Origin of the sequence: Streptomyces sp. NPDC048257, from assembly GCF_043201855.1 — a bacterium.
Taxonomy (GTDB): domain Bacteria; phylum Actinomycetota; class Actinomycetes; order Streptomycetales; family Streptomycetaceae; genus Streptomyces.
This window is the reverse complement of the sequence record NZ_JBICZI010000005.1, coordinates 320,754-342,722: the sequence shown is the minus strand read 5'-3', so window position 1 is coordinate 342,722 and position 21,969 is coordinate 320,754. Positions and strand designations below refer to the sequence as shown.

At 74.0% G+C, this 21,969-nt stretch carries 20 protein-coding genes; 8 read left to right on the top strand and 12 right to left on the bottom strand.

Annotation, left to right across the window (positions count from 1 at the left end):
- Positions 1-171 precede the first annotated feature (171 nt).
- Positions 172-1,209 carry an NUDIX domain-containing protein gene (locus ACGFZK_RS14770; RefSeq protein ID WP_393849240.1) on the top strand — a complete coding sequence of 346 codons (1,038 nt, stop codon included), beginning with the start codon at positions 172-174 and terminating at the stop codon, positions 1,207-1,209.
- On the opposite strand, the gene ACGFZK_RS14765 is transcribed toward ACGFZK_RS14770, so the two are convergent.
- Together ACGFZK_RS14765 and ACGFZK_RS14760 are read right to left on the bottom strand one after the other, a co-directional pair.
- Positions 1,179-1,922 (bottom strand): MBL fold metallo-hydrolase, encoded by a 744-nt coding sequence (locus ACGFZK_RS14765; RefSeq protein ID WP_393849239.1) that lies wholly within the window; start codon positions 1,920-1,922, stop codon positions 1,179-1,181. The two genes, ACGFZK_RS14770 and ACGFZK_RS14765, sit on opposite strands and share 31 nt — an antisense overlap.
- Positions 1,923-2,054: 132 nt before the next feature.
- Positions 2,055-3,419 (bottom strand): dipeptidase, encoded by a 1,365-nt coding sequence (locus ACGFZK_RS14760; protein WP_393849238.1) that lies wholly within the window; start codon positions 3,417-3,419, stop codon positions 2,055-2,057.
- A 280-nt stretch (positions 3,420-3,699) separates the two neighbouring features.
- On the opposite strand from ACGFZK_RS14760, the gene ACGFZK_RS14755 reads away from it, so the two are divergent.
- On the top strand, positions 3,700-4,911 hold the full coding sequence (locus tag ACGFZK_RS14755) for a geranylgeranyl reductase family protein (protein ID WP_393849350.1): 1,212 nt from the start codon (positions 3,700-3,702) through the stop codon (positions 4,909-4,911).
- 499 nt (positions 4,912-5,410) lie between these two features.
- Here the strand turns inward: ACGFZK_RS14755 and ACGFZK_RS14750 are convergent, their stop codons facing one another.
- Complete coding sequence (locus tag ACGFZK_RS14750; RefSeq protein ID WP_393849237.1) at positions 5,411-5,869, bottom strand: nitroreductase/quinone reductase family protein; 459 nt, start codon at positions 5,867-5,869, stop codon at positions 5,411-5,413.
- 155 nt (positions 5,870-6,024) lie between these two features.
- On the opposite strand from ACGFZK_RS14750, the gene ACGFZK_RS14745 reads away from it, so the two are divergent.
- Together ACGFZK_RS14745 and ACGFZK_RS14740 are read left to right on the top strand one after the other, a co-directional pair.
- The gene (locus ACGFZK_RS14745; RefSeq protein WP_393849236.1) at positions 6,025-6,723 is read left to right on the top strand and encodes a TetR/AcrR family transcriptional regulator; all 699 of its coding nucleotides are present in this window, start codon (positions 6,025-6,027) and stop codon (positions 6,721-6,723) included.
- Positions 6,724-6,893: 170 nt separating this feature from the next.
- Positions 6,894-7,838: a spherulation-specific family 4 protein gene (locus ACGFZK_RS14740; protein WP_393849235.1), complete on the top strand. Its 945-nt coding sequence runs from the start codon at positions 6,894-6,896 to the stop codon at positions 7,836-7,838.
- Positions 7,839-7,904: 66 nt separating this feature from the next.
- On the opposite strand, the gene ACGFZK_RS14735 is transcribed toward ACGFZK_RS14740, so the two are convergent.
- The 3 genes from ACGFZK_RS14735 to ACGFZK_RS14725 form a co-directional block, all read right to left on the bottom strand.
- On the bottom strand, positions 7,905-8,405 hold the full coding sequence (locus ACGFZK_RS14735; RefSeq protein ID WP_393849234.1) for a hypothetical protein: 501 nt from the start codon (positions 8,403-8,405) through the stop codon (positions 7,905-7,907).
- A gap of 94 nt (positions 8,406-8,499) precedes the next feature.
- On the bottom strand, positions 8,500-8,751 hold the full coding sequence (locus ACGFZK_RS14730) for a DUF6332 family protein (protein ID WP_393849233.1): 252 nt from the start codon (positions 8,749-8,751) through the stop codon (positions 8,500-8,502).
- 154 nt (positions 8,752-8,905) lie between these two features.
- The gene (locus ACGFZK_RS14725) at positions 8,906-9,649 is read right to left on the bottom strand and encodes a maleylpyruvate isomerase family mycothiol-dependent enzyme (protein WP_393849232.1); all 744 of its coding nucleotides are present in this window, start codon (positions 9,647-9,649) and stop codon (positions 8,906-8,908) included.
- Positions 9,650-9,688: 39 nt separating this feature from the next.
- Between ACGFZK_RS14725 and ACGFZK_RS14720 the strand changes: the two genes are divergently transcribed.
- Positions 9,689-10,342, top strand: a complete 654-nt coding sequence (locus ACGFZK_RS14720) for an alpha-ketoglutarate-dependent dioxygenase AlkB family protein (protein WP_393849231.1) — start codon at positions 9,689-9,691, stop codon at positions 10,340-10,342.
- Between the two features lie 43 nt (positions 10,343-10,385).
- Complete coding sequence (locus ACGFZK_RS14715) at positions 10,386-11,654, top strand: ROK family protein (protein ID WP_393849230.1); 1,269 nt, start codon at positions 10,386-10,388, stop codon at positions 11,652-11,654.
- 397 nt (positions 11,655-12,051) lie between these two features.
- Here ACGFZK_RS14715 and ACGFZK_RS14710 read toward each other — a convergent pair whose 3' ends face one another.
- Entirely contained in the window at positions 12,052-12,600 is a 549-nt protein-coding gene (locus tag ACGFZK_RS14710) for an ATP-binding protein (RefSeq protein WP_393849229.1), read from the bottom strand.
- Between the two features lie 199 nt (positions 12,601-12,799).
- Here ACGFZK_RS14710 and ACGFZK_RS14705 point away from each other — a divergent pair, with 199 nt between their 5' ends.
- Positions 12,800-13,954, top strand: coding sequence for a PLP-dependent cysteine synthase family protein (locus ACGFZK_RS14705; RefSeq protein WP_393849228.1), 1,155 nt, complete (start codon positions 12,800-12,802; stop codon positions 13,952-13,954).
- A 37-nt stretch (positions 13,955-13,991) separates the two neighbouring features.
- On the opposite strand, the gene ACGFZK_RS14700 is transcribed toward ACGFZK_RS14705, so the two are convergent.
- Positions 13,992-14,480 carry an SRPBCC family protein gene (locus tag ACGFZK_RS14700; RefSeq protein ID WP_393849227.1) on the bottom strand — a complete coding sequence of 163 codons (489 nt, stop codon included), beginning with the start codon at positions 14,478-14,480 and terminating at the stop codon, positions 13,992-13,994.
- Between the two features lie 200 nt (positions 14,481-14,680).
- On the opposite strand from ACGFZK_RS14700, the gene ACGFZK_RS14695 reads away from it, so the two are divergent.
- Positions 14,681-17,044, top strand: a complete 2,364-nt coding sequence (locus tag ACGFZK_RS14695) for a hypothetical protein (protein WP_393849226.1) — start codon at positions 14,681-14,683, stop codon at positions 17,042-17,044.
- Here the strand turns inward: ACGFZK_RS14695 and ACGFZK_RS14690 are convergent.
- The 4 genes from ACGFZK_RS14690 to ACGFZK_RS14675 form a co-directional block, all read right to left on the bottom strand.
- Positions 16,986-19,451: a right-handed parallel beta-helix repeat-containing protein gene (locus ACGFZK_RS14690; protein ID WP_393849225.1), complete on the bottom strand. Its 2,466-nt coding sequence runs from the start codon at positions 19,449-19,451 to the stop codon at positions 16,986-16,988. The genes ACGFZK_RS14695 and ACGFZK_RS14690 overlap by 59 nt on opposite strands.
- 155 nt (positions 19,452-19,606) lie before the next feature.
- Complete coding sequence (locus tag ACGFZK_RS14685; protein WP_393849224.1) at positions 19,607-20,224, bottom strand: hypothetical protein; 618 nt, start codon at positions 20,222-20,224, stop codon at positions 19,607-19,609.
- A gap of 214 nt (positions 20,225-20,438) precedes the next feature.
- The gene (locus ACGFZK_RS14680; protein ID WP_393849223.1) at positions 20,439-21,263 is read right to left on the bottom strand and encodes an MOSC domain-containing protein; all 825 of its coding nucleotides are present in this window, start codon (positions 21,261-21,263) and stop codon (positions 20,439-20,441) included.
- Between the two features lie 46 nt (positions 21,264-21,309).
- Positions 21,310-21,819 (bottom strand): DUF6643 family protein, encoded by a 510-nt coding sequence (locus tag ACGFZK_RS14675; RefSeq protein ID WP_393849222.1) that lies wholly within the window; start codon positions 21,817-21,819, stop codon positions 21,310-21,312.
- Positions 21,820-21,969: the final 150 nt, after the last annotated feature.

Sequence of the window (21,969 nt, the reverse complement as noted above, 5' to 3'; positions counted from 1 at the left end):
GCGGAGCTCGGACGGGCGGCGGTTGTGGGGCACGGTGGCGAATCCTCCGGGGCTCACGGGCAGGGCTGTGACCTCGAGGATAAGCAATCGGTGGAAACTGAGGTTTTCGTGGCAGGCTGAGGCGGGCAAGCCACTGGGGGCTCCGGACGAGCCATGGGGAGAGGGGTAGACGTGATTGTCTGGATCAACGGCACCTTCAGCGCCGGAAAGACCAGCACGGCCCGCGAACTGACCGGAATCCTGCCGGACAGCACCCTGTTCGACCCGGAGTTCATCGGCGACGCGCTGCGGGTGCTGCTGCCGCCCAAGCGGCTGGCGGAGGTGACCGACTACCAGGACCTCCCGAGCTGGCGGCGGTTGGTGGTGGACACGGCCGCGGCGATGCTCGCAGAGCTGGGCGGGGTGCTCGTCGTACCGATGACGCTGCTGCGCCAGGAGTACCGGGACGAGATCTTCGGCGGGCTGGCGGCGCGGCGGATCCCGGTCCGGCATGTGTTGCTGGCCCCTGCGGAAACGATCCTGCGGGAGCGGATCGCGACCCGGCAGGAGATCGGGGAGCCCGCGGACGTCGACCTCCACGTCCGCCGGTGGGCGTACGACCACATACCGGTCTACCAGCAGGCCCTCGGCTGGCTGACCGCCGACGCACACGTCATCGACAACGGGGTGCTGACCCCGCGGGAGACGGCGGAGCGCATCGCCGAGGCCGTCCGCTCGGAGACCGCCCGGGTCTGCGACATCGTGCAGACCCCGGAGCCGACCCGGGAGACGGTGGCGGCCGGGGTCCTGCTCTTCGACGAGCAGGACCGGGTGTTGCTGGTGGATCCGACGTACAAGGCGGGCTGGGAGTTCCCGGGCGGGGTCGTCGAAGCCGGCGAGGCACCCGCGTGCGCGGGCGTACGGGAGGTCGCCGAGGAACTGGGCGTCGTACTGGACCGGGCGCCCGGGCTGCTGGTGGTCGACTGGGAGCCGCCCCAGCCCCCCGGGTACGGCGGGCTGCGCCTGCTCTTCGACGGCGGCCTCCTCTCGGCGGAGGCGGCGGCCCGGCTCCGGCTGCCCGGCCCGGAACTACGGGCCTGGCGCTTCGTCACGGAGGCCGAGGCCGCCGATCTGCTCCCGCAGCACCGCTACGAACGCCTGCGCTGGGCCCTGCGCGCCCGGGAACGCGGCCGGCCCCTCTACCTGGAGGCGGGCAGCCCGGTCGGCTGAACCGGCTCCGGCGGCTCCTCGGTAAGGGTGCGCGAAGCGGCCTCGGCCAGGGCCGCGGCCGTGTTCACCGTCAGGGGATCGCCGTGGCCGAAGCAGGCGACCGAAGGGGCCAGCGCGGCCAGCCGGTGGAAGGTCTCGACCGCCCGCCCGCGGTCCACGTTGAAGACGCCCAGCATCAGCGGCCCGACGGCGGCGATGCAGTCCCCCGCGAACAGCACGCCGTGGCGCGGCAGGTGGATCCCGATGCTGCCGTCCGTGTGGCCCGGTGCGTGGACGACGTACGCCCCGTCCCCGAAGCCCAGCTCGTCCCCGTCCGCCAGCTCGCGGTCGACCGGGGTGGGCGGGGCCTCGGGGACGGTCAGGCCGTGCGCGTACAGCGGGATCTCCCAGTCCAGCAGCACCGGTTCGGGGACGGGTCGCTCGCCCCGGATCACCGGCGCGTCCAGGGCGTGCGCCAGCACCTGCGCGCCCCAGCGGGCGGCGAGCTCACCGGCCGCGCCGACGTGATCGCGGTGGCAGTGCGTGAGCACGATCCGCTCCAGCCGCTCGGGCGCCAGCCCGAGGGAACGTATCGCCCGTTCGATCTCGGCGGCGGACCCGGCACGGCCCGCGTCGATCAGGGTGAGGGCTTCCCCGTCCCGCCAGAGGTAGGCCTGGCCGATGGGGAAGCGGAGCATGTGGAGCCGGTTGGGTAGTACCTCGACGAGATCCATAGGGCCAACGTACGGACGCCGGGCCCGCACGCCGCCCAGTTCACCGCGAGCGCAGTACGCCCAGGGCGCACTGCGCCCTGGGCGTACACGATGCGGCCGACACCGCCCGCAGCGGTGTCCCGCCCGAAGCGGTCAGACGCGCTTGGACTCCGCGTAGTTGACGAGGAAGAGGGCCTCCGCCACCGACAGGCGCTCCAGCTCCTGCGGCGACACGCTCTCGTTGACCGCGTGGATCTGCGCCTCCGGCTCGCTCAGCCCGATCAGCAGCATCTCCGCCTCCGGGTAGAGCGACGTCAGCGTGTTGCACAGCGGGATCGACCCGCCCATGCCGCTGATCTGCATCTCCTGGCCGGGGTAGGCGGCCTCCAGGGCCGTGCGCATCGACGCGTACGCCGGGCTGTCGGTGTCCGCCTGGAACGGCTGGCCCTGGCCGACGACCTCGAGCTCCAGACGCGCCTTCCACGGCGTGTGCGCCTCGAGGTGCGCCTGCAGCAGCTTGATGGCCTCGGCGGTGTCCACGCCCGGCGGCACCCGCAGGCTGATCAGCGCGCCGGCGCTCGCGTGCACCGACGGCGTCGCACCGACGACCGGCGGGCAGTCGATGCCGAGCACCGTGACGGCCGGGCGGGCCCACAGCCGGTCCGCGATCGTGCCCTCGCCGATGAGCCCGACACCGTCCAGGACCTTCGCATCGGCACGGAAGTCCGCCTCCGGGTACTGCAGGCCCTCCCACACCGCGTCCGAGGCGAGCCCGTCCACGGTCGTCGAACCGTCCGCCGCGCGCAGCGAGTCGAGTACGCGGATCAGCGCGGCCAGCGCGTCGGGCGCGGCGCCGCCGAACATGCCCGAGTGCAGGTTGCCGCCCAGAGTGTCGATCTTCACCTTGAGCAGGCACATACCGCGCAGGGTGGCCGTCACCGTCGGCAGGCCGAGGCGGAAGTTGCCCGCGTCGCCGATGACGATGGTGTCCGCGGTCAGCAGCTCCGGGTGCGCCTCGGCGTACTGCTGGAGGCCGCCGGTGCCCTGCTCCTCCGAGCCCTCGACGATCACCTTCACGCTCACGGGCACACCGCCGTTGGCCTTCAGCGCGCGCAGCGCCAGCAGGTGCATGATGAACCCGCCCTTGCAGTCGGCCGAGCCGCGCCCGTACCAGCGGCCGTCGCGCTCGGTCAGCTCGAAGGCGGGAGAGATCCAGGCGGCGTCGTCGAGCGGCGGCTGCACGTCGTAGTGCGCGTAGAGCAGAACGGTCGGCGCGCCCACGGGGCCGGGCAGGAAGCCGTAGACGGACTGGGTGCCGTCGGGGGTGTCGAGCAGCGCCACGTCCTGGAAACCCTCGACGCGCAGGGCGCCGGCCACCCAGTTCGCGGCGGCCTCGCTCTCGCTCTTCGGGAACTGGGCCCAGTCCGCCACCGACTGGAAGGCCACCAGCTCGGTCAGCTCCTGCTTGGCGCGGGGCATCAGCGAGGCGACGGTCTCGGCGATCGGATTCCGGGGCATGGGCACGCTCCTTTTGGGTGCGACGTTGTTCTCCGTGTACGCCGCCCGCATCCGCGGGGTGTGCGTATGCCGGGCAGGGCGAAAGTCAGTCTTGATCCTCGCACAGCGGGGCGGGGCGGCGTCTCGCCGTAGGATTTCCCCGGCATCGGAGCAACCGGGTGATCAGGAGCAGCAACACATCGTGAGCAGCGACGACGACGTACGCGACGCAGGCGTGGATTCGGGCACGGAGCAGGACGTGCAGGGGGCGGGCGACGAGGTGACCGGGGAGACCGGCGAGGTGTGGGACGTGGTCGTGGTCGGGGCCGGACCGGCCGGGTCCTCGGCCGCGTACGCGGCGGCGACGGCGGGGCGGCGCGTCCTGCTGCTGGAGAAGGCCGAACTGCCCCGCTACAAGACGTGCGGGGGCGGCATCATCGGCCCCTCGCGCGACGCCCTGCCCCCGGGCTTCGTGCTGCCCTTCAAGGACCGCATCCATGCGGTCACCTTCTCGATGAACGGGAAACTGGCCCGCACCCGCCGCTCGAAGCACATGCTGTTCGGGCTCATCAACCGCCCGGAGTTCGACGCCGGTCTGGTCGCCGAGGCCGAGAAGGCCGGCGCCACCATCCGTACGGGTACCGCGGTGGCCCGCGTCGAACAGCACGGGGCAGCCGTTCCCGACCGGCGGACCGTCGCCGTGGTGCTCGCCGGCGGGGAGACCGTGCTGGCCCGTGCGGTGGTCGGCGCGGACGGCAGCGCGAGCCGCATCGGGGCACACGTCGGGGTCGAGATGGACCAGGTCGACCTCGGCCTGGAGGCGGAGATCCCCGTCCCCGAGACGGTCGCGGAGGACTGGAAGGGGCGGGTGCTGATCGACTGGGGCCCGCTGCCCGGCAGTTACGGATGGGTCTTCCCCAAGGGCGACACGCTCACGGTCGGGGTCATCTCGGCCAAGGGAGAGGGCGCCGCGACCAAGCGCTACCTGGACGACTTCATCGCACGGCTCGGGCTCGCCGGCTTCGAACCGGCCGTCTCCTCCGGGCACCTGACCCGCTGCCGCAAGCCCGATTCGCCGCTTTCGCGCGGCCGGGTGCTGGTGGCGGGCGACGCGGCCGGGCTGCTCGAGCCGTGGACCCGGGAGGGCATCTCCTTCGCGCTGCGGTCGGGGCGGCTGGCGGGGGAGTGGGCGGTCAAGATCTCCGAGGCGCAGGACGCCGTGGACGCCCGCCGCCAGGCCCTCAACTACGCGTTCGCGGTCAAGGCCGGGCTGGGCGTCGAGATGGGCGTCGGGAAGCGGATGCTGACCGTCTTCGAGGCCCGGCCGACGGTGCTGCACGCGGCGATCACCGGCTTCGGTCCGGCGTGGCGGGCGTTCGCCCGCATTACGCGGGGCTCGACGACGCTGGCCGACCTGGTGCGGACGTACCCGCTGGCCCGCAGGGCGCTGCACATGATGGACGCGAGGCAGGCGGCCAAGGGCGGCGACGGGAAGACGTCCTCCAGGGCGTGACAGGAGGCGCCGAGGGCGGGGGCGTCGACGGGCCGACGACGGGGCGCCGACGACGGGGCGTCGGCGCGGGCCCGTCCGGTGGGCCGCACCGGTGGGGCGGCTGGAGCCTCGACGGGCCGGGCAGCCCGGAGGCGGTCCTCGCGGCCTTCGGGCGCGGCGAGCCGAGGGCCGGGGTGGCAGTGATCGCCCTCGCCCTCGACCACGGCGACCCGGCGGCGGTACTGCCCGTGATCGCCCGGGCGCGCGAGTCGGCGGACCGGGAGGCCCGCCGGCAGGGCGTCATCGCGCCGGCGCATGTCGCGCGGCTCCGCCGCACGGTGGACCGGCGCTGCCCGGAACTGCTGCGCGAGTGCCCCTGCGGCAACGAGGCCGACGACGACCTGTGGTGTTTCGTGCCGCACCCGGAGCTGCCGCTCTGGCTGTGGCGGCACCGCCTGGGCGAGCGAGCGAGCGAGTGCGTGCGCGGCTGCGGCGGCCGTTCGGCTGACCGGTCGCGGGGTCAGCGGGACCCCGTGATCCGGAAGACCGGGTGGTCGCCGGCGGCCGCCTGGAGCTCGGCGTCGGAGGACCGGGCGGTGACCCCCTGGAAGAACCGGTTGACCTCCCAGCCCCACTTCTCCAGGTAGGCGCGCAGGATGGCGGCCTTCTGCACCGGGTCGGTGATCTCGGTGACGGTGAACGCACGCACCTTGCGCCCCACGCGCAGCTCGCCGCCGCCCGCCACTCGCATGTTGCGGACCCACTGGGAGTGGCCGCGGGCCGAGACCAGGTACTGGGCGCCCTCGTACGTGTGCGGGTTGACCGGGATCCGCTGCATCCGGCCGGACGTGCGACCGCGGACCGACATCTCGGCCGAGCCCGCCAGGCTGATGCCGAAGCGCGCCAGCTTGCCGAAGATCGCGTTGAAGCGGGTCCCGAGCGGGCTCGCCTGGACGTAGTAGGGGGTGGGCGCGTTCATCGTGACCTCCGGGCCGTTTCTTCCTTGCGAGAGCACTGCTCTCGATTGAGATCAGTGTGCACGGATCGGCGTACCGAAACAAGAGCACCGCTCTCTAAATGGAGCAGCAATCCGTTTCCTGTGCAGTGCTCCCTCCGCGTGGCAGACTGATGCGCATGAACACCGTGCGAGGGGCCAGGGAACGGGCCCGCATCGAGGTCACCGCAGCCATCAAGGACGAGGCGCGCCGCATGCTCGCGGCCGAGGGCGCGGCCAAGCTCTCCCTGCGCGCCGTCGCCCGCGAGCTGGGCATGGTCTCCTCCGCCCTCTACCGGTACTTCCCCAGCCGGGACGAACTGCTCACCGCCCTCATCATCGACGCGTACGACAGCATCGGTGCGGCCGCCGAGGAGGCCGACGCCCGCGTCCGCGCCGCCGGGGCCCCGCCCCGCGCCCGCTGGACCGCGGTCTGTCAGGCCGTCCGCGCCTGGGCGCTCGGGCACCCGCACGAGTACGCCCTGATCTACGGATCCCCGGTTCCCGGCTACAGCGCCCCCCTGGCCACCGTGGGCCCGGCCTCCCGCGTCGGCAACGCCTTCATCGGCATCCTCCGATCCGCCTACGAGGGCCCCGGCCTCGCGCTTCCGCCGCTGCCGCCCGCCCTGCGCCCCGAGGCCGACCGGATGACCGCCGACTTCGCCGAGGGGCTGCCCCCGGCGGTCACGGCCGCCCTGGTCGCCGCCTGGGCCCAGTTGGTCGGGCTGGTCTCCTTCGAGCTGTTCGGCCAGTTCAACCGGGTCGTCGAGGACCGCGCCGCGTTCTTCGCGCACGCCGCCGACCAGCTGGCGCACGGGGTCGGGCTGCCGGCCGTATGACGACCGGACGATGCGCCGGTCTTCCCGGGGATTCGGGAGATTCACATGATGAGGCGATAGCTCGCTCTTCTGTTCCTCGCACGAATGCGGGCAGTTCAGCCTTGAACGATGAGCCGCCCGTCTAGTGTTCCGAAGGTCGCCCCCCCCCTGCCGCCGCCGGAGGAACGTTCATGCCTCGCGCCGTGAAGGCCTTGTACGCCGCCCTGGTCGCCGCCTTACTCGCCGCGTCGGCGCCCGCGATCATCGCCGCGGCGCGTGACGCGCCTCCGGTGCCAGCCCCGGCGCCCACCCCGCCACCGACCCCCCGGCTGCCGGGCGTGCGGGGTCTGGAGATCGGCGTCCCCGCGTACGTCTCGGCGAACGACTCCATGCTGACCGACCTCACCGCCACCGCTCCGGCCGCCTCGGTGGTCGTGCTGAACCCGGGCAACGGCGACGCCCCGTTCGGCGCCCCCTGGCGGGCCCGCGCCGACGCGCTGCGCGCCCGTACCACCTCCACCGGAGAGAAGACCCGGGTCCTCGGCTACGTCCACACCGACCACGGCAACCGGGACATCGCCGCGGCCAAGGCCTCCGTCGACAACTACCTCAAGACCCCCGACGGCCGCCTGCACGTCGACGGCATCTTCTTCGACGTCGTCAGCCGCGAGTGCGGCCCCGCCAACGCCACCCGCGACTACTACGCGGAACTGCGCCGCTACGTCCAGGAGTCGATGGACGCCGTCGACCCGGCCGCCCCCGACCTGGTCGTCAACAACCCCGGCACCGCGATAGCCGACTGCTACCTGGAGCCGGGCCGCCGGACCGCGGACGTCTTCGTCACGTTCGAGGACACGTACGCCGCGTACACGGGCGGCGGCTGGCTCGGCGGCAACGTCTTCGACCACGACTCCGGCTACCGCGCCGGCGCCGAACTCGACCCGAGCGGCACGGCGTTCTGGCACCTGGTCCACGGCGTACCGGACGCCGGAGCGATGCGCGCCACCCTGCGTACGGCCTTCGACCGCGGCGCGGGATACGCGTACGCGACCAGCACGGTCATGCCCAACCCCTGGAACGCGGGCCCGACATGGAAGTACCGCATCCAGACCACGTACGCGGCAACCCTCGGCTGACATGGCTGACGGCGTGTCCGGTCGGCAGGGGGCGGCCGGGCCGGTGGTCCCCGGTGTTCGGCCGGGTCAGCGGTAGTCGTCGGGGTGGCCCTGCATCCAGGTGTTGATCCTGTCGCGGGTGCCGGTCAGCAGGCTCCTGTGCTTCTCCAGGTTCGGCGTGCTCCGGTCGCCGCCGAGTTCCTCGTCGAGCTTCGCGATCAGGGCGACCGGTTCGGGGAAGTGGCCGGGGCCCTTCGGGTCGGCCTTCATCGCACGGTCCATGCGGTGGAGTTCGTCGTCGAGCCTGCCGAGGACGTACGCGCAGTTCCCGGGCGTGCAGGAATCGTCGAGCGTCGCCTGGAGCCGCGCGAAGGCGTCCCGGACCAGGTCGGGCCGGTCGGGGAGGGCCGTCTGCGCAGGGGCCTGCGAGAGTCCCGCCGGGCTCGGGTCCGACGGGCCCGGTGCGCCCCCGTCCGCCGGCGCGGACGCGGCGGGCGGCGCGGCCGGCTCCGCGTCGCAGGAGACGGTGAACCCCGCGAGCACCACCGCGAGAACCGCCGCGCCGCGCACCGTGGAAGGGAACAGCATCGATGACCCCCGTGACCGTTGAGGATCCGACCCTAGCGGGCGATTCTCGCCATGCCCATGCCCATGCCCATGCCTACGCCGCCCATGCCCGTGGTCAGCCGCCGTCGTTCTCCGGCCGGCGGGCGAACCCCAGGAGCACGTGCGTGACCCGGAGCAGGAACACCACCGCCGCCAGGACTCCGCCCGCCACGGCCAGGATCCGGCGCGTCGACGGGGACAGGGAGAACGCGAGGACGGGCCCGTACACCGCGCCGAAGGCGAGGGCGGCCGCGAAGCAGGCACTGACGAAGGCGTAGCCGATCTCGATGGTGATCGCGTCCCGGTCCGCCTGCGTACGTCGCTCCATGCATGCAGTGTCACAGGGTGCACGGTCCGTCACAAGGGCTCCCGTGCCGCCGTGCCCGGGGTCCCTCGCCCGCCAAGCCCGGGGCCCCTCGCCCGCCGAGCCCGGGCCCCTCGCCCGCCGCGCCCCGGCGCCGCCCGGCCCCGGGGCGCCCCGCTCAGATGCCGGCCGTGTCCGTCCACAGCCGGGCCACCGTCAGGTCGCCCGTGACCCCCGGCCCCGCCAGGGGGGTCCGGTTCCACAGGGCCTCGTACAGCCAGGCCGCGCTGCCGGTCAGTTCGCAGTCGGGCGCCTCGCCCGTGTCGCCCTGCACCGTACGGGCCGGCTCCGCCGACAGGTGCACCGTCCACACCGCGGCCGTGTCGGCGGCCCGCACCCGCACCACCTTGGGCTCGGCGCTGCGCACCCGGCTGCGCGGCCGGGCGTGGAAGCCGGTCAGCAGCTCGTCCACCCCGTCCTCAGCGAACTCCGGCTCCACCTCCGAGAACAGCACACCGAGCGCGGCCTCCGCGTCCATCCGGTGCACGGTGGTCTCGTGGGCCTGCCGCCGGGCCCAGAACGCCAGCGGCGAGGGCGGCGCCGTCGGGAGGAAGGTCCAGCACTGAACGTCGGCCGGGGCCTCGGTCAGGGTCCGCACCAGGTCCGCGTGGCCCTCCCGGAACCAGGCCAGCAGCTCGCCGCCGACCAGCTCCGGTGCGTCCGGGAAGCCCACCGGCTCCAGCCGCCGCTCCGCGACGTACGCGGCGGCCCAGCGGTGCACCGCCCCTGTGTGCCGCAGCAGGTCGGTGACGCGCCACCCCGGACAGGTGGGAACCGCGGCGTCCGTACCTGCGCGTTCGGCCACCTCGGCGAGCAGCTCGCCCTCGCGCGCGAGGGTCTTCAGATGTTCGGTGATCTCCATACCGTGAGTCTTATCAGCCCGCCCGCGACAATGGAGAGCATGGACGGGGAACTCTTCCCGCGCGAGCGGACCGTGATCGCCCCCGGCGCCGTGCACGTGCCCGACTGGCTCGGGCCCGGGCGCCAGGGTGAGTTGCTGGCGGCCTGCCGCGCCTGGGCCCGGCCGCCCGCCGGCCTGCGCACCGTACGCACCCCGGGCGGTGGAGTGATGACCGCCCGCCAGGTGTGCCTCGGACTGCACTGGTACCCGTACGGCTACGCCCGCACCGCCGTCGACGGCGACGGGGCGCCGGTCAAGGCGATGCCGCCGTGGCTCGCCGGGCTCGGGCGGGAGGCGGTGACCGCCGCGTACGGCCACCCGCCGGAGCCCGGGGACACCTACGACATCGCGCTGATCAACTTCTACGACGGCGACTCCCGCATGGGCATGCACCGCGACGCCGAGGAGAGGTCCACCGCGCCGGTGGTCTCGCTCAGCCTCGGCGACACCTGCGTCTTCCGCTTCGGGAACACCGCCTCGCGCGGGCGCCCGTACCAGGACGTGGAGCTGCGCAGCGGGGATCTGTTCGTCTTCGGGGACGCGAGCCGCCTCGCCTACCACGGGGTGCCGAAGGTGCTGCCGGGCACGGGCCCGCGCGAGCTCGGGCTGACCGGACGGCTGAACATCACGCTCCGGGTCGGCGGGCTGGGCTGAGCGGCGGCGCCCGGCACCCTCCGATCATGCGAGGATCGATGCCATGAACGGCAACGGGGCCCCGCCGCGGGTGGGGGATGTGACCACGCCATCCGCGTCCGGCGCAGCCACACGGAGCAGGCTGGAACGGGGTCGCGGCGCGCTCGGGCCGGCGCTGGAGCTCGTCCACACCGGCCGCGCCCCGACCCGCGCCGTCCTGACGGCCGAGCTCGGGGTCACCCGCGCCACCGCCGGAGCGGTCGCCGCCGAGCTGGAGGCGCTCGGGCTGATCCGCGTCGACTCCCGCCCCGGCGGCGCCGGGGGGACCGGCGGCGCCCAGGGCCGCCCCTCCCACCGGCTGTCGGTGGCCGAGGACGGCCCGGTCGCGCTGGCCGCCCAGGTGCACTCCGACGGCTTCCGCGCCGCCCTGGTCGGCCTCGGCGGCCGGATCGTGGCCACCGCCCCCGGCAAGGTCACCGTCTCCGCCGATCCGGCGCAGGTGCTCGGCGCGGTGGTCGAGGCGGGCGCGGCGCTGCTCGCCGAGAGCGGTCGCCGCTGTGTCGGCGCGGGCCTCGCGGTCCCCTCGGCGGTCGCCGAGCCGGACGGTACGGCGCTGAACCCGCTGCACCTGGCCTGGCCGGCCGGTTCTCCCGTACGGGCCATCTTCGCGGAGTGCGTGAAGGCGGCCGGGATCGACGGCCCGGCCCTGACGGGCAACGACGTCAACCTCGCGGCCCTGGCCGAGCACCGGCACGGCGCGGGGCGCAGCGCCCAGCACCTGCTGTGCGTGGCCACCGGGCACCGTGGGGTCGGCGGGGCGCTGGTGCTGGACGGCCGCCTGCACAGCGGGAGTTCGGGCCTGGCCCTGGAGGTCGGCCACCTCACCGTGAACCCCGAGGGACGCGCCTGCCACTGCGGAAGCCGCGGCTGCCTGGACGTGGAGGCCGACCCGCTGGCCTTCCTCACCGCGGCGGGCCGCAGCCCGGGCCCCGAGGTCTCGCTCCTCCAGCAGGCCCGTGACCTGCTGCGCGACGAGCCGGCGGAACCGGCCGTACGGGTGGCCGCCGAGGAGCTGATCGACCGGCTGGGGCTCGGCCTGGCGGGCCTGGTGAACATCCTCAACCCGGACCGGATCATCCTGGGCGGGCTGCACCGCGAGCTGCTGTACGCCGATCCGGAGCGACTGCGCGCCGTGGTCGCGGACCGCAGCCTGTGGGGGCGGAGCGGTGGGGTGCCCATCCTGCCGTGCACCCTGGACCACAACAGCCTGGTCGGCGCGGCGGAGCTGGCGTGGCAGCCGGTGCTCGACGACCCGCTGGGGGCCCTGGCCTAAGGGCTGTCCCGTAATCCCCGGCGGGCGCACGACGACAGCTACGGCACCTCGCTGCGTTGTCGGAGCGCCCGAATACGCACAGTATGAGGACGGCCTCCGCCTTGCGATGCACCGCATCTGACGCCGTGCGCTGATCCACCGGGGATTACGGGACAGCCCTTAGGGGTGTCTGGCCGATCGGGCCGGGCTCGCGTCACCTGGCACGCACGCCCGCCGCGTTCTCGTCGGTCGCCGACGCTCCGCGTCGCCTCCCTCCTCGGCCTTGCGATCCCCCGCACCAGGCACCGCTCCCTGATCCGGCCCGACCGGCAGGACACCCCTAGACGGTGTCCTGCCGGTCAGGCCGGGGCCCGGCCGTCGCGTTCCGATCGGGCCGGGCCCGGGCGCCGGCGGGGCGTCACCCGGGGCGGGCGCCGACCGGCGATGCCACCGGCAGTCCTGTCGCGACGGCTCCGGGGTCGACGGCCAAAAGCACCGCGCGCGCGGGTTCCCGTACGGGCGTGGCCTTGATCGGGACCGGCCGTGCGGGCGCCGCCTGGGCCGGGGCCGCGGTGAGCGAGAACCACACCGCCTTGCCGGGTCCGTCGGGCCGCCGGCGCGTCCCCCACGCCTCGCTGAGCGCCGCCACGAGGGCCAGCCCGCGTCCGCAGGTCTCCAGCGCCTCCGCCCGCGGCTCGTGCAGGACCGGCAGGCGAGGATCGCTGTCGATGACCGAGACCGTGAGCCGCCCGAGCCGGAGTTCGATCTCGACGGTGCAGGTCTTGTCCGGCTGCGCGTGCCGGTGGACGTTGCTGAGCAGTTCCGTCACGCCGAGCGCAGCCCGGTCGATGAGCGGGTCGAGCTCCCAGTGACGCAGTTGCGCAGAAACGATTCTGCGGATTTGGCCGATCCGCGACGGCAAGGCCTGCAGTTCGACGACGCAGTGCCTGCGGGAATGACTGATCACGGCTGCGACTCCCCGACATGAGTGTTACGGGTGCTGCACCCTCGGTAATGCTCCACCAGGGTCACCCACGGTGCCGCGCAGTGCAACCGAACGCGATCGAAAGGGATTCGCATGGATCCCCAAAGCGAACGTTTGTGCAGGTGGGAGGGGTACATTGCGAGGAAGGGGGGCGAAGTTCACCCACGAAGGAGCGCGGCACATGAGCACCACCGGCACCACCAGAACCACCGGTATCACCGGTACGACTGCCACGACCCTCGACGTCGATCGCAGCGACGCGGACTACCGTGCCTGGCTGAAGGAGGCCGTCCGCAAGGTCCAGGCCGACGCCAACCGCTCCGCCGACACCCACCTGCTGCGCTTCCCGCTCCCCGAGGAATGGGGCATCGACCTCTACCTCAAGGACGAGTCCACGCACCCGACGGGCTCCCTCAAGCACCGCCTCGCGCGCTCGCTCTTCCTGTACGCGCTCTGCAACGGCTGGATCCGCCCCGGCCGCCCGGTCATCGAAGCGTCGTCCGGCTCCACCGCCGTCTCCGAGGCGTACTTCGCCAAGCTCATCGGCGTCCCCTTCATCGCCGTCATGCCGCGCACGACCAGCCCGGAGAAGTGCCGCCTCATCGAATTCCACGGCGGCGAATGCCACTTCGTGGACGACTCCATGAAGATGTACCAGGAGTCCGCCGAGCTCGCCGCCCGCACGGGCGGGCACTACATGGACCAGTTCACGTACGCGGAGCGGGCCACCGACTGGCGCGGCAACAACAACATCGCCGAATCGATGTACCAGCAGCTGCGCCTGGAGCGGTACCCCGAGCCCGCCTGGATCGTGGCGACCGCCGGTACCGGTGGCACCTCGGCGACCATCGCGCGCTACGTGCACTACATGCAGCACGACACCCGCATCTGCGTCCCGGACCCGGAGAACTCCTGTTTCTTCGACGGCTGGACCAACAACGACCCGGACGCGAGCAGCGATTGCGGCTCGCGCATCGAGGGCATCGGCCGGCCCCGGATGGAACCGAGCTTCGTGCCCGGGGCCATCGACCGGATGATGAAGGTCCCGGACGCGGCGAGCGTCGCCGCCTGCCGCGCCCTGGAGACGGCCATAGGGCGCAAGGCGGGCGGCTCCACCGGCACGGGCCTGTGGAGCGCCCTGAAGATCATCTCGGAGATGGTGGCGGAGGGCCGCACGGGCAGTGTCGTCACCCTGCTGTGCGACCCGGGCGACCGCTACCTGGACAAGTACTACTCCGACGAGTGGCTGGCGGCGCAGCGGCTCGACATCGCCCCGTACGCGAAGACCCTCGACACCCTGCTGACGACCGGGGTCTGGAGCGAGCCCACGGCCTGACGCCGTGCCGGGCGAGAGGGGCCGGGCCCGGGCGGTTCTACTGGTCCGCCCCGCGCCGGGCGGTGAGGCGCCGGTCCAGGGTGCGGACCGCCGTGCGGAAGGAGTGGCCCAGGCCCGGGCGGGCCGCGGTCAGGCCGAGGCGGAACGGGGTCGGGCCGTCCGCGGCGAAGGTCCAGCGGACGTGCGTTCCGGAGCCCGCCGGTGTCAGCCGCCACTCCTCCAGCAGAGCCCGCACCCCGGGCGCGTTGGTGGTGTCGACCCGGTACGCGTAACGCTGCTCGGGATCGGCGGCCATGACGGTCTCCTGGAAGCGCACGCCGCCCTTCAGCCGGATCTCGCGGCCCGCGCCCCCGCGCGTGGGACGGGCCAGGGTCACCGCCCCGAACCATCCGGGCCAGCCCTCCACTTCCTCGGCGAGCGCCTGGTACACGGCCTCGGGCGGCGCCACGGTGTCGGTGGCGAAGACCAGCCGGACCGGCGCGTCGTCGATGAAGTCCAGCCCCACCGGGCGGAGTCGGCGAGCCATGGGCGGTACCCCCTGGGGTGAGGAGCTGAACGGCGTGCGCGCCACCATAGCCCCGCGCCCGTGAGAAGTCCGTAGCGATCTCGACCGATCCTGATCGGACTTCGCCGATCTCTGCCGATCCCCGCGCGGGACCTGGGCAGCGGGCCCCTCGCGCGGGATGCTGGAGTCGCGCCGATCCCGCCCCGCGAGCGGAGGCCGCTGTGCCCGAACGCCCCCAGCCCGACACCCCCCTCGCCCTCGAACTGCTGGTCCACGGAGTCGCCGGCGCCGCCCCCGCCGAGCTGCTCGGAGACCCGCGCACCGTCCGCCTCACCGGCGACTCCACCGCGGCCGTCTTCCGCCGCACCGAGGACGCCGACGCCGAGGCCCACCCCGAGCGGTACGCCGGACGCCCCGTCCCCGAGGCCTACTGCTGGTCCCGGCTCACCTCCGGCAACGGCGCCCGCGCCCTGTGGCTGCTGCTCCTGCCCTTCATGGTGGCCAACCTCGCCCACTGGGCCCGGCCGGCCACGCCCGCCGCCGACCCCGCGCCGCGCGCCGTGCGCACGTACGGGGTCCTCGTACGGATCCTCGCGCTCAGCCTGACCGTGCTGCTGATCGCCGCCGCCTGCGAGGTCGCGCTCGACCTCCTCGCCTGGCAGTGCGCCGGCTCCGGAAGCTGCGCCGGCTCCCACTCCTGGCTCGAATTCATGTCGCCCGGAGGCGGCTGGTGGGCCCAGCCCGGGCGGCGCCTCACCCTTGGGGCCCTGATCCCCGCCGCGCTGACCGGCCTGCTCTGGTACCTGTCGAACCGCACGTGGAGCGCCTACGAGTCCCAGCCCCCGCCCGTCGGCGCCGCCGACCCGGACACCGCCTCGGACACCGCGCCCGCGCTCGGGCGCCCCGGATTCTGGTACGGCCGCCGGCTCGTGGCCCGGCTGCGCGCCGCGCACACCGCCGCCGGACTGCTCACCGTGGCCGTGGCCGTCTCCGTCCCCACCGCCCGCTACGACCGCCGGGCCGGCGCCCCCGTCCTCGCCGCCCTCGGCTCGGTCACCCAGGCCCTGCTCGCCGCCGGGGCCCTCACCGTGGCCTGGGTCGTCTGCCGGCGCGGCCGCACCGAGGCCCGGCCCGACCACCGGCTCGACCGGGCGGCCGTCACACTGCTGCCCGGCGCCGCCCTCGCCCTGCTGGCCGCCGTCCTGCTGCACGCCTGCTGGTCCCGCCCCGGCTGGACCTCCACCGGACGGCTCCCCGGAGACCTGACCTTCGGCGTGCTGATGCTGGGTCAGGGGGTCTGCGTCCTCGCCCTCGCCGCCGTCGCCCGGTCACTGCACCGCCGCGCCCCCGACCCGTCGGCCGCCCTGCACGGCCTCGGCGGGCCCGCCGTCGCCATGCTCGGCTGCGCGCTCGGCGGGGTGATGTCCGGCGGGGTCGCCCAGCGCGTCGCCGACTGGCTGGACGGGGGCGCCACGCCCGGGATGCCCGGCGCCCCGCTGCCCGGGCCGCCCGTACTGCTGTCCTGGCAGGCCGCCGTGCTGCCCCCGCTGCTCCTCGTACTGGCGCTGCTCGCGGCCTGGTTCGCGGTGCGCGGAGCCCGGGCGCGGGGCCGTCTCGCCGCCACCGTGGCCGCCGAATACCCGGGCGAGATCCCGGACCGGGCCCGCAGCCGCCGGATCGCCGGGGCGCGGACCGCGGCCGCACTCACCGACTCCGCGCCCTGGTTCGTGGCGGCCGTCTCCGGGATCACCCTGTTACTGGGCGCGGGCGCGCTCGCCGGAGCCTGGCTCAGCGGACGGGTCCCGGGCGAGGCGGCCCGCGGCACCGGGCCGCTGCTCGAAGCCGCCGCCCGCGCCGCCCAGGACGCCGGGTCCTGGCTCATCGGGCTCGGCATCGCCGCCTTCGTCACCTGGGGCCGCCGCGCCTACCGGGACCCCGCCGCCCGCCGGACCATCGGCATCCTGTGGGACGTCGGCACCTTCTGGCCACGCGCGGCCCACCCCTTCGCGCCGCCCTGCTACGCCGAGCGCGCCGTCCCCGACCTGACCTGGCGGATGGCCGGCTGGACCGGCCGCACCGGTGGCCGCCTGGTCATCTCCGGCCACTCCCAGGGCAGCGTGCTCGCCGCGGCGGCCGTCTGGCAACTGCCGCCGCCCGCCCGCCGCCGGGTCGCCCTGCTCACCTACGGATCCCCGCTCTGCCGCCTCTACGGCCGCTGGTTCCCCGCCTACTTCGGCCCCGGGCCGCTCACCGCCCTGCACCGCGAGGTCGACTGCTGGCGCAACCTCTGGCGGGCCACCGACCCCATCGGCGGCCCGGCACTGCCCGGCGCGGGACCGGACGTCGACCGCGGCCCGCTCGCCGACCCGCTCGCCTACGGGCGCAGCGCCCGCCACCCGCTGCCCGCCCCGATCCTGGGACACTCCGACTACCAGGCCGATCCGGCCTTCGCCGCCGAACGCGCCGCGCTGCTCACCCGGTTGGACACGGCCGCACGGGCCGACGTACCGGGTCAGCGACCCGTCGTCAGCACGGAGCGGGCAGAACCGGCAGAGCGGGCAGGTCCGCCGGGAACAGCAGGGTGAGCTCGTCCGTGCTGGGCTCCGAGAGCTGAGCCACCCGCCCCGCGTGCCGCTCGACCATCGACTCGAACGTCTGGCGTGCCGTGCGGCCGTTGCCGAAGGCCGGGCCTTTGGGCAGCTCGGTGAAGTACGTCAGCAACGCCTGCGAGGTGCCCTCCCCGAGCCGGTACTCGTGCTCCTCCGCCTGCTGCTCCACGATCCGCAAAAGCTCCTCGGGCCCGTAGTCGCCGAAGGTGATGGTCCGGGAGAACCGTGAGGCCACCCCCGGATTCACCGTCAGGAAGCGCTCCATCTCCGCCGTGTACCCGGCGACGATCACGACCACCGCGTCCCGGTGGTCCTCCATCAGCTTCACCAGCGTGTCGATCGCCTCGCGCCCGAAGTCCCGGCCCGAATCCTCCGGCGCCAGCGCGTACGCCTCGTCGATGAACAGCACCCCGCCGCGCGCCCGGTCGAAGGCCTCCTGCGTACGGATCGCAGTGGAGCCGATGTGCTCGCCGACCAGGTCCACCCGGGACACCTCGACCAGATGCCCGCGCTCCAGCACCCCGAGCGAGGCCAGGATCTCCCCGTACAGCCGGGCCACCGTGGTCTTGCCCGTGCCGGGGGAGCCGGTGAACACCAGGTGCCTGCGTACGGAGGCGGCCTTGAGGCCCGCCTGCTGCCGCCGCCGGCCCACCTCGATCATGTCCGTCAGCGCCCGCACCTCGCGCTTGACGCTGTCCAGGCCCACCAGCGCGTCGAGCTGGCCCAGCATCTCGCCGGAACCCCGCGCGAGTGCTGCGGAGCCGCCCTCCGCCTCCTCCACGGGCAGCGGTACGGGCGGTGGGGGTGCCTGAGCAGCACGCACCGCCGGGCTCTGCACCCCGGTGACCGTACGGATGCCCGCCTGCGCCCCGACGGGGCCGCCGCCGGGGGCGGACCGGTCCGCGAGACGTGCGCCGGTCTCGTCGCTGGTGCACTCGTGCGCGGTCGGCCCGTCCTCCGCGAACTCATAGCCCCGGCGGGCGCAGCGCTCGGTGTGGCAGCGCGTCAGCGTGGTGCGGCAGCCGTCCATGACGTGGAAGCCGAAGCCGGAACTGCCCGTCACCCGGCAGGCCGTGAAGGTGCCCCGGCCGCCCGCCGACACGTAGAAGCCGGCCTCGGCGGGGGAAGTGACCGTGCACCGCTCCAGGGTGGGGTCGGCGCCCTTGGTGACGATCACCCCGGTCTGTACGGCGTCGATGGTGCAGCCGGCGAGCGTGCCGCCGCTGCCGTGGTCGCGGAACCAGGCCCCGGTCGCCGCCTCGCGGATCCGGCAGTCGTCGAGCTGCGCGGTGGCTCCGTCGCTCACCGAGACGGCGCTGTTGCGCACCTGGGACAGATCGCTGTCGACCACGTCGACGCGCGACCCGCGGTCGAGCACGAACAGTGCGTCCGGCACGTCGTGCACCCGGCAGGAGTCGAGGGAGACCGTGGCCCCGTCACTGATCCACACCGCCGGATAGTCACCCGTACTGTCATGGATCTCGCAGGACTCGGCGTCCACCCGGGTACCGGGGTCCCACACCGACAGTCCGTTGCGGCCGAACCGGCGCACCTTGGTGCGGCTGAGGGTGAGCACCGAACGGGACCGCAGATCGACCGCGTTCTCCGGGATGTCGTGGATGTCGCAGCCGGCCAGGGCGAGCACGGCGTCCGTGTCGAGCGTGACCCCGTCGGCGGAGGTGCGGTGCACCGAGCAGTCGGTGAGCCGGGCCGTGGCGCGCGCGGCGATCTGCACCCCGGCGCCCTTGACCTCGTACACCTCGCAGCCCAGCGCCTCCAGCCCGGACCCCTCCCCGGTGACAGCGATGCCCGCGCCCGTGGCGTGGTGGATCCGGCAGCGCTCCAGCCGGGGCCGGCCACCGCCGCGCACCGAGACGCCGTTCTGCCCGGCGGCCACGACCTCGCACTCCTCGAACACCCCGCCGCCGCCGTCCAGTACGGCGATGCCGACGCCGGCGGGATTCTCCACCGTGCACCGCCGCACGAGGGGCCGGGCGCCGGCGCCGCGCACCTCGATGCCGGCCGCGGAGTGGGTGCTCACGCGCAGATCGGTGAGCTCGGGGGAGCCGTCCTCCACCAGCAGCGCGGGGGCCGCCCGGTCCTGGCCCTCCAGATACAGGTCCTGGATCACGGCCGAGGCGCGCACGGTCAGCGCGACGCCGTCGAGCGGGGCGATCCGCACCGACCCCGCGCCGCCCTCGGGCCCGCGCAGGGTGACGGCATGGTGCAGCACCAGGTTCTCGCGGTAGGTGCCGGGGGCGATGGACAGCACGTCCCCGTCGCCCGCGACGGCGAGAGCGGCGGTCAGTGTCGGATACTCACCGGAGCGGCGCCGCCACCGCGAAGACCCGCCGTGCGTCACCTGGACCGTGCCCTGAACCATGGTGCTGTCGTGCCCCCACCCTCGTACTCGCGCTGCCGATACGACCGAAGCCACTGAAGCGGCTGAAGCCTGAAGTCACCGAAGCCACTCACGTCACTGGAGCGACCGGTCCGGCCGCTCCACCGTAGCGCGCGCGGAGCCGATGAGCTGCCAGGTCAACTGCCCGCACCCGCTCGGCCCCAGTCCGGTCCGGCGGCCGCCCAGGCCCGGTCCAGACGTATGTACCGCCGATGCATGAGCCGCCGTACGACCAGCCGCCGGACCGTCTCCACCAGCGTGGCCACACAGATCGCGGCGGCCAGGCCCGCCATCCCCGCGTGGAACACGGCCGCGGAGGGGTCGAGCGGCTGCCCCACCAGACGGCCGCGCGCATCGGTCCAGATCCGGAACCGGTCGCCGGGCCGCGGCGGTTCCTCCGCGGCCGGCACCGTGCCCTGGTGGCTGCTGCCGTCCGGTGCGGTCCACGCAGCCACGATCCGCGTCCGCTGCGGGGCGGTCCGCTGCGCCGACGGGTCGGCGGACGTGCCCGCGGCCGCGGCCGTCTCCGGGGCCGGCCGGACCACCACCGCCGGCACGAGATGACGCTCCTGGCGCTGCACGTGCGCGGCCCGCTGCAGCGTACCGTCCACCTGAAGCCCCGCCACCCAGCCGATGGCCGGAGCCACGACCAGGACACACACCAGCGCGGCGAACGCCATCCACGCCTCGAAGAGATCGGTCGGCCGGCGCAGCGGATTGCGCCGCCAACGCCACACACCCATTGCTGTCCGCACGGTCCGGCTCCCCCAACCTGTGCCAGTCTCCGCCTGTCTGCGCCTCTGTCCTGACTGATCCAACGGCCTGGTCGTGCCTGTTGGTTCCAGCTCGGGCGCCGAGCCCCTCGAAGGTGTCAATCCGGTCGGCCGGTCGCCGGTCCGCGACCGCCCGCCCCGCGCCTCACACGTCCTGCGCGCCCGCCCCGCCCACCCCGGGACGGCACCGGACGCGTCATGCGAGGACGCGGACCTCGTCGCCGACGCGCACCGTCCCGAGGCGCACCGGGGCCAGCATCCGCCCGAACGTGAGCGACCGGCCGATCCGCCGGTGCCTCGCCAGGGTCTTCAGCGGCTCCTTCCCCCGCTCCGCCGTCTCCTGGTCGGTGGTGGTGACGACGCACCGGCCGCATTCCCGCACGCCGCGGAACACAGCGTCGCCGATCCCGATGCGGAGCCAGTCGTCCTCCGCCCACGCCTCGGCCCCGGAAACCACCACATTGGGCCGGAAACGGTTCATCGGCAGCGGGCCCTCCTCGGGATGGTCCCCCTGTGCGATCAGCGAGTTGAGCGCGTCCAGCGAGGCGAGGGTGGTGATCAGCAGCGGATAGGCGTCGGCCAGGCTCACCGTCTCGCCCGGCAGGGCGTAATCCGGATCCACGGGACGGCGTACGGCCGGGTCATCCAAGTGCACCAGGCGTACCGGCTCCCCGAGGTACGCGCTGAACCAGTCGGCCGCGGCGGTCGCCGCGACCACGATCTCGACCTTCTTCCCGAACAGCACGGCCGGCTCCAACGGGCCCGGTTCCGGCACCTCGACGCACAGCTCCGCCATGCCCGGCGCGGTCAGGGCGATCCGGCCGCCGCCCGCCGGACGGGCCGCGGCCAGGGCGAGGCGCGGATGGCGGCGCTGGGTGAGGACCGTGCCCTCGGGGTCGATCAGCGCCCAACGCCGGTCCCCGGCCAGACCCCAGGGCTCCACGGCCACCTCGTCGGGAGCGGTCCCCGCTACCGATTTGACGGGATGGATGTGCAGCGCCTGCACGCGCAAGTTCGACATGGGGGCATCCTGCCAGCCGCTGCGCCGCCCCGCGTCCGGAGCCCCGTCAGTAACCGCGTCCCTGGTAGGGGCGGCCGTACGGGTCCTCGTACGAGGCGGCCGGCACGGGTGCGGGCACCTGCATCGGACGCGGCGCGGCCGGGCGCATGGCCTCGTACCCGGTGGCCATGGCGGCCGGGCGGGGCTGCTGCGGCTGAGGCTGCGGTACGTACCCGCCGCGGGCCGCCATCGGCTGCTGCTGCGGGATGTACGGGGCCGGGGCGTGCTGCAGCGGCATCGGCTGCGGGGCCGACTGCTGCTGGTAGGGATATCCGTAGGCCGGGGCCTGCTGTTGCTGGGGCTGGGCCGGCGGCAGCGCGGGCATCGACGACGCGAGAGCCGGCAGGTACCCGCCGCTCGAGTATCCGGCACTCGGGGACTCGTAGGCGGCCGGGACGCGGATCGGGGCGATCTGCGGAGTGCCGCGTTCGGCGACGAGGGAGTCGTAGATGGGGGTGTCCGGGAAGGAGGGCGCGGAGTAGTAACCGCCGCCATAAGTGGAGCGGGGGGAGGTCATGGGACCTAAGTTAAGCCCACGACTTCACCGGGTCCATAGCGAGGTGTCGTCAACACCGCCCTGACCTGCATATTCGCAGGTCAGGGCCACAGCTTTCACTTGGCGTCCACGTGCACGATTCGCCACTTCCGCCCCACCTTGTTCCTACTC

Bases quoted from the DNA above. Each gene is read 5' to 3' on its own strand.
- ACGFZK_RS14725 (WP_393849232.1), bottom strand. From the start codon at position 9,649: ATGGAGATCACCGAACATCTGAAGACCCTCGCGCGCGAGGGCGAGCTG.
- ACGFZK_RS14765 (WP_393849239.1), bottom strand. From the start codon at position 1,922: ATGGATCTCGTCGAGGTACTACCCAACCGGCTCCACATGCTCCGCTTC.
- ACGFZK_RS14760 (WP_393849238.1), bottom strand. From the start codon at position 3,419: ATGCCCCGGAATCCGATCGCCGAGACCGTCGCCTCGCTGATGCCCCGC.
- ACGFZK_RS14735 (WP_393849234.1), bottom strand. From the start codon at position 8,405: ATGCTGTTCCCTTCCACGGTGCGCGGCGCGGCGGTTCTCGCGGTGGTG.
- ACGFZK_RS14675 (WP_393849222.1), bottom strand. From the start codon at position 21,819: ATGACCTCCCCCCGCTCCACTTATGGCGGCGGTTACTACTCCGCGCCC.
- ACGFZK_RS14705 (WP_393849228.1), top strand. From the start codon at position 12,800: ATGAGCACCACCGGCACCACCAGAACCACCGGTATCACCGGTACGACT.
- ACGFZK_RS14745 (WP_393849236.1), top strand. From the start codon at position 6,025: ATGAACACCGTGCGAGGGGCCAGGGAACGGGCCCGCATCGAGGTCACC.
- ACGFZK_RS14730 (WP_393849233.1), bottom strand. From the start codon at position 8,751: ATGGAGCGACGTACGCAGGCGGACCGGGACGCGATCACCATCGAGATC.
- ACGFZK_RS14750 (WP_393849237.1), bottom strand. From the start codon at position 5,869: ATGAACGCGCCCACCCCCTACTACGTCCAGGCGAGCCCGCTCGGGACC.
- ACGFZK_RS14720 (WP_393849231.1), top strand. From the start codon at position 9,689: ATGGACGGGGAACTCTTCCCGCGCGAGCGGACCGTGATCGCCCCCGGC.
- ACGFZK_RS14690 (WP_393849225.1), bottom strand. From the start codon at position 19,451: ATGGTTCAGGGCACGGTCCAGGTGACGCACGGCGGGTCTTCGCGGTGG.
- ACGFZK_RS14700 (WP_393849227.1), bottom strand. From the start codon at position 14,480: ATGGCTCGCCGACTCCGCCCGGTGGGGCTGGACTTCATCGACGACGCG.
- ACGFZK_RS14715 (WP_393849230.1), top strand. From the start codon at position 10,386: ATGAACGGCAACGGGGCCCCGCCGCGGGTGGGGGATGTGACCACGCCA.
- ACGFZK_RS14740 (WP_393849235.1), top strand. From the start codon at position 6,894: ATGCCTCGCGCCGTGAAGGCCTTGTACGCCGCCCTGGTCGCCGCCTTA.
- ACGFZK_RS14680 (WP_393849223.1), bottom strand. From the start codon at position 21,263: ATGTCGAACTTGCGCGTGCAGGCGCTGCACATCCATCCCGTCAAATCG.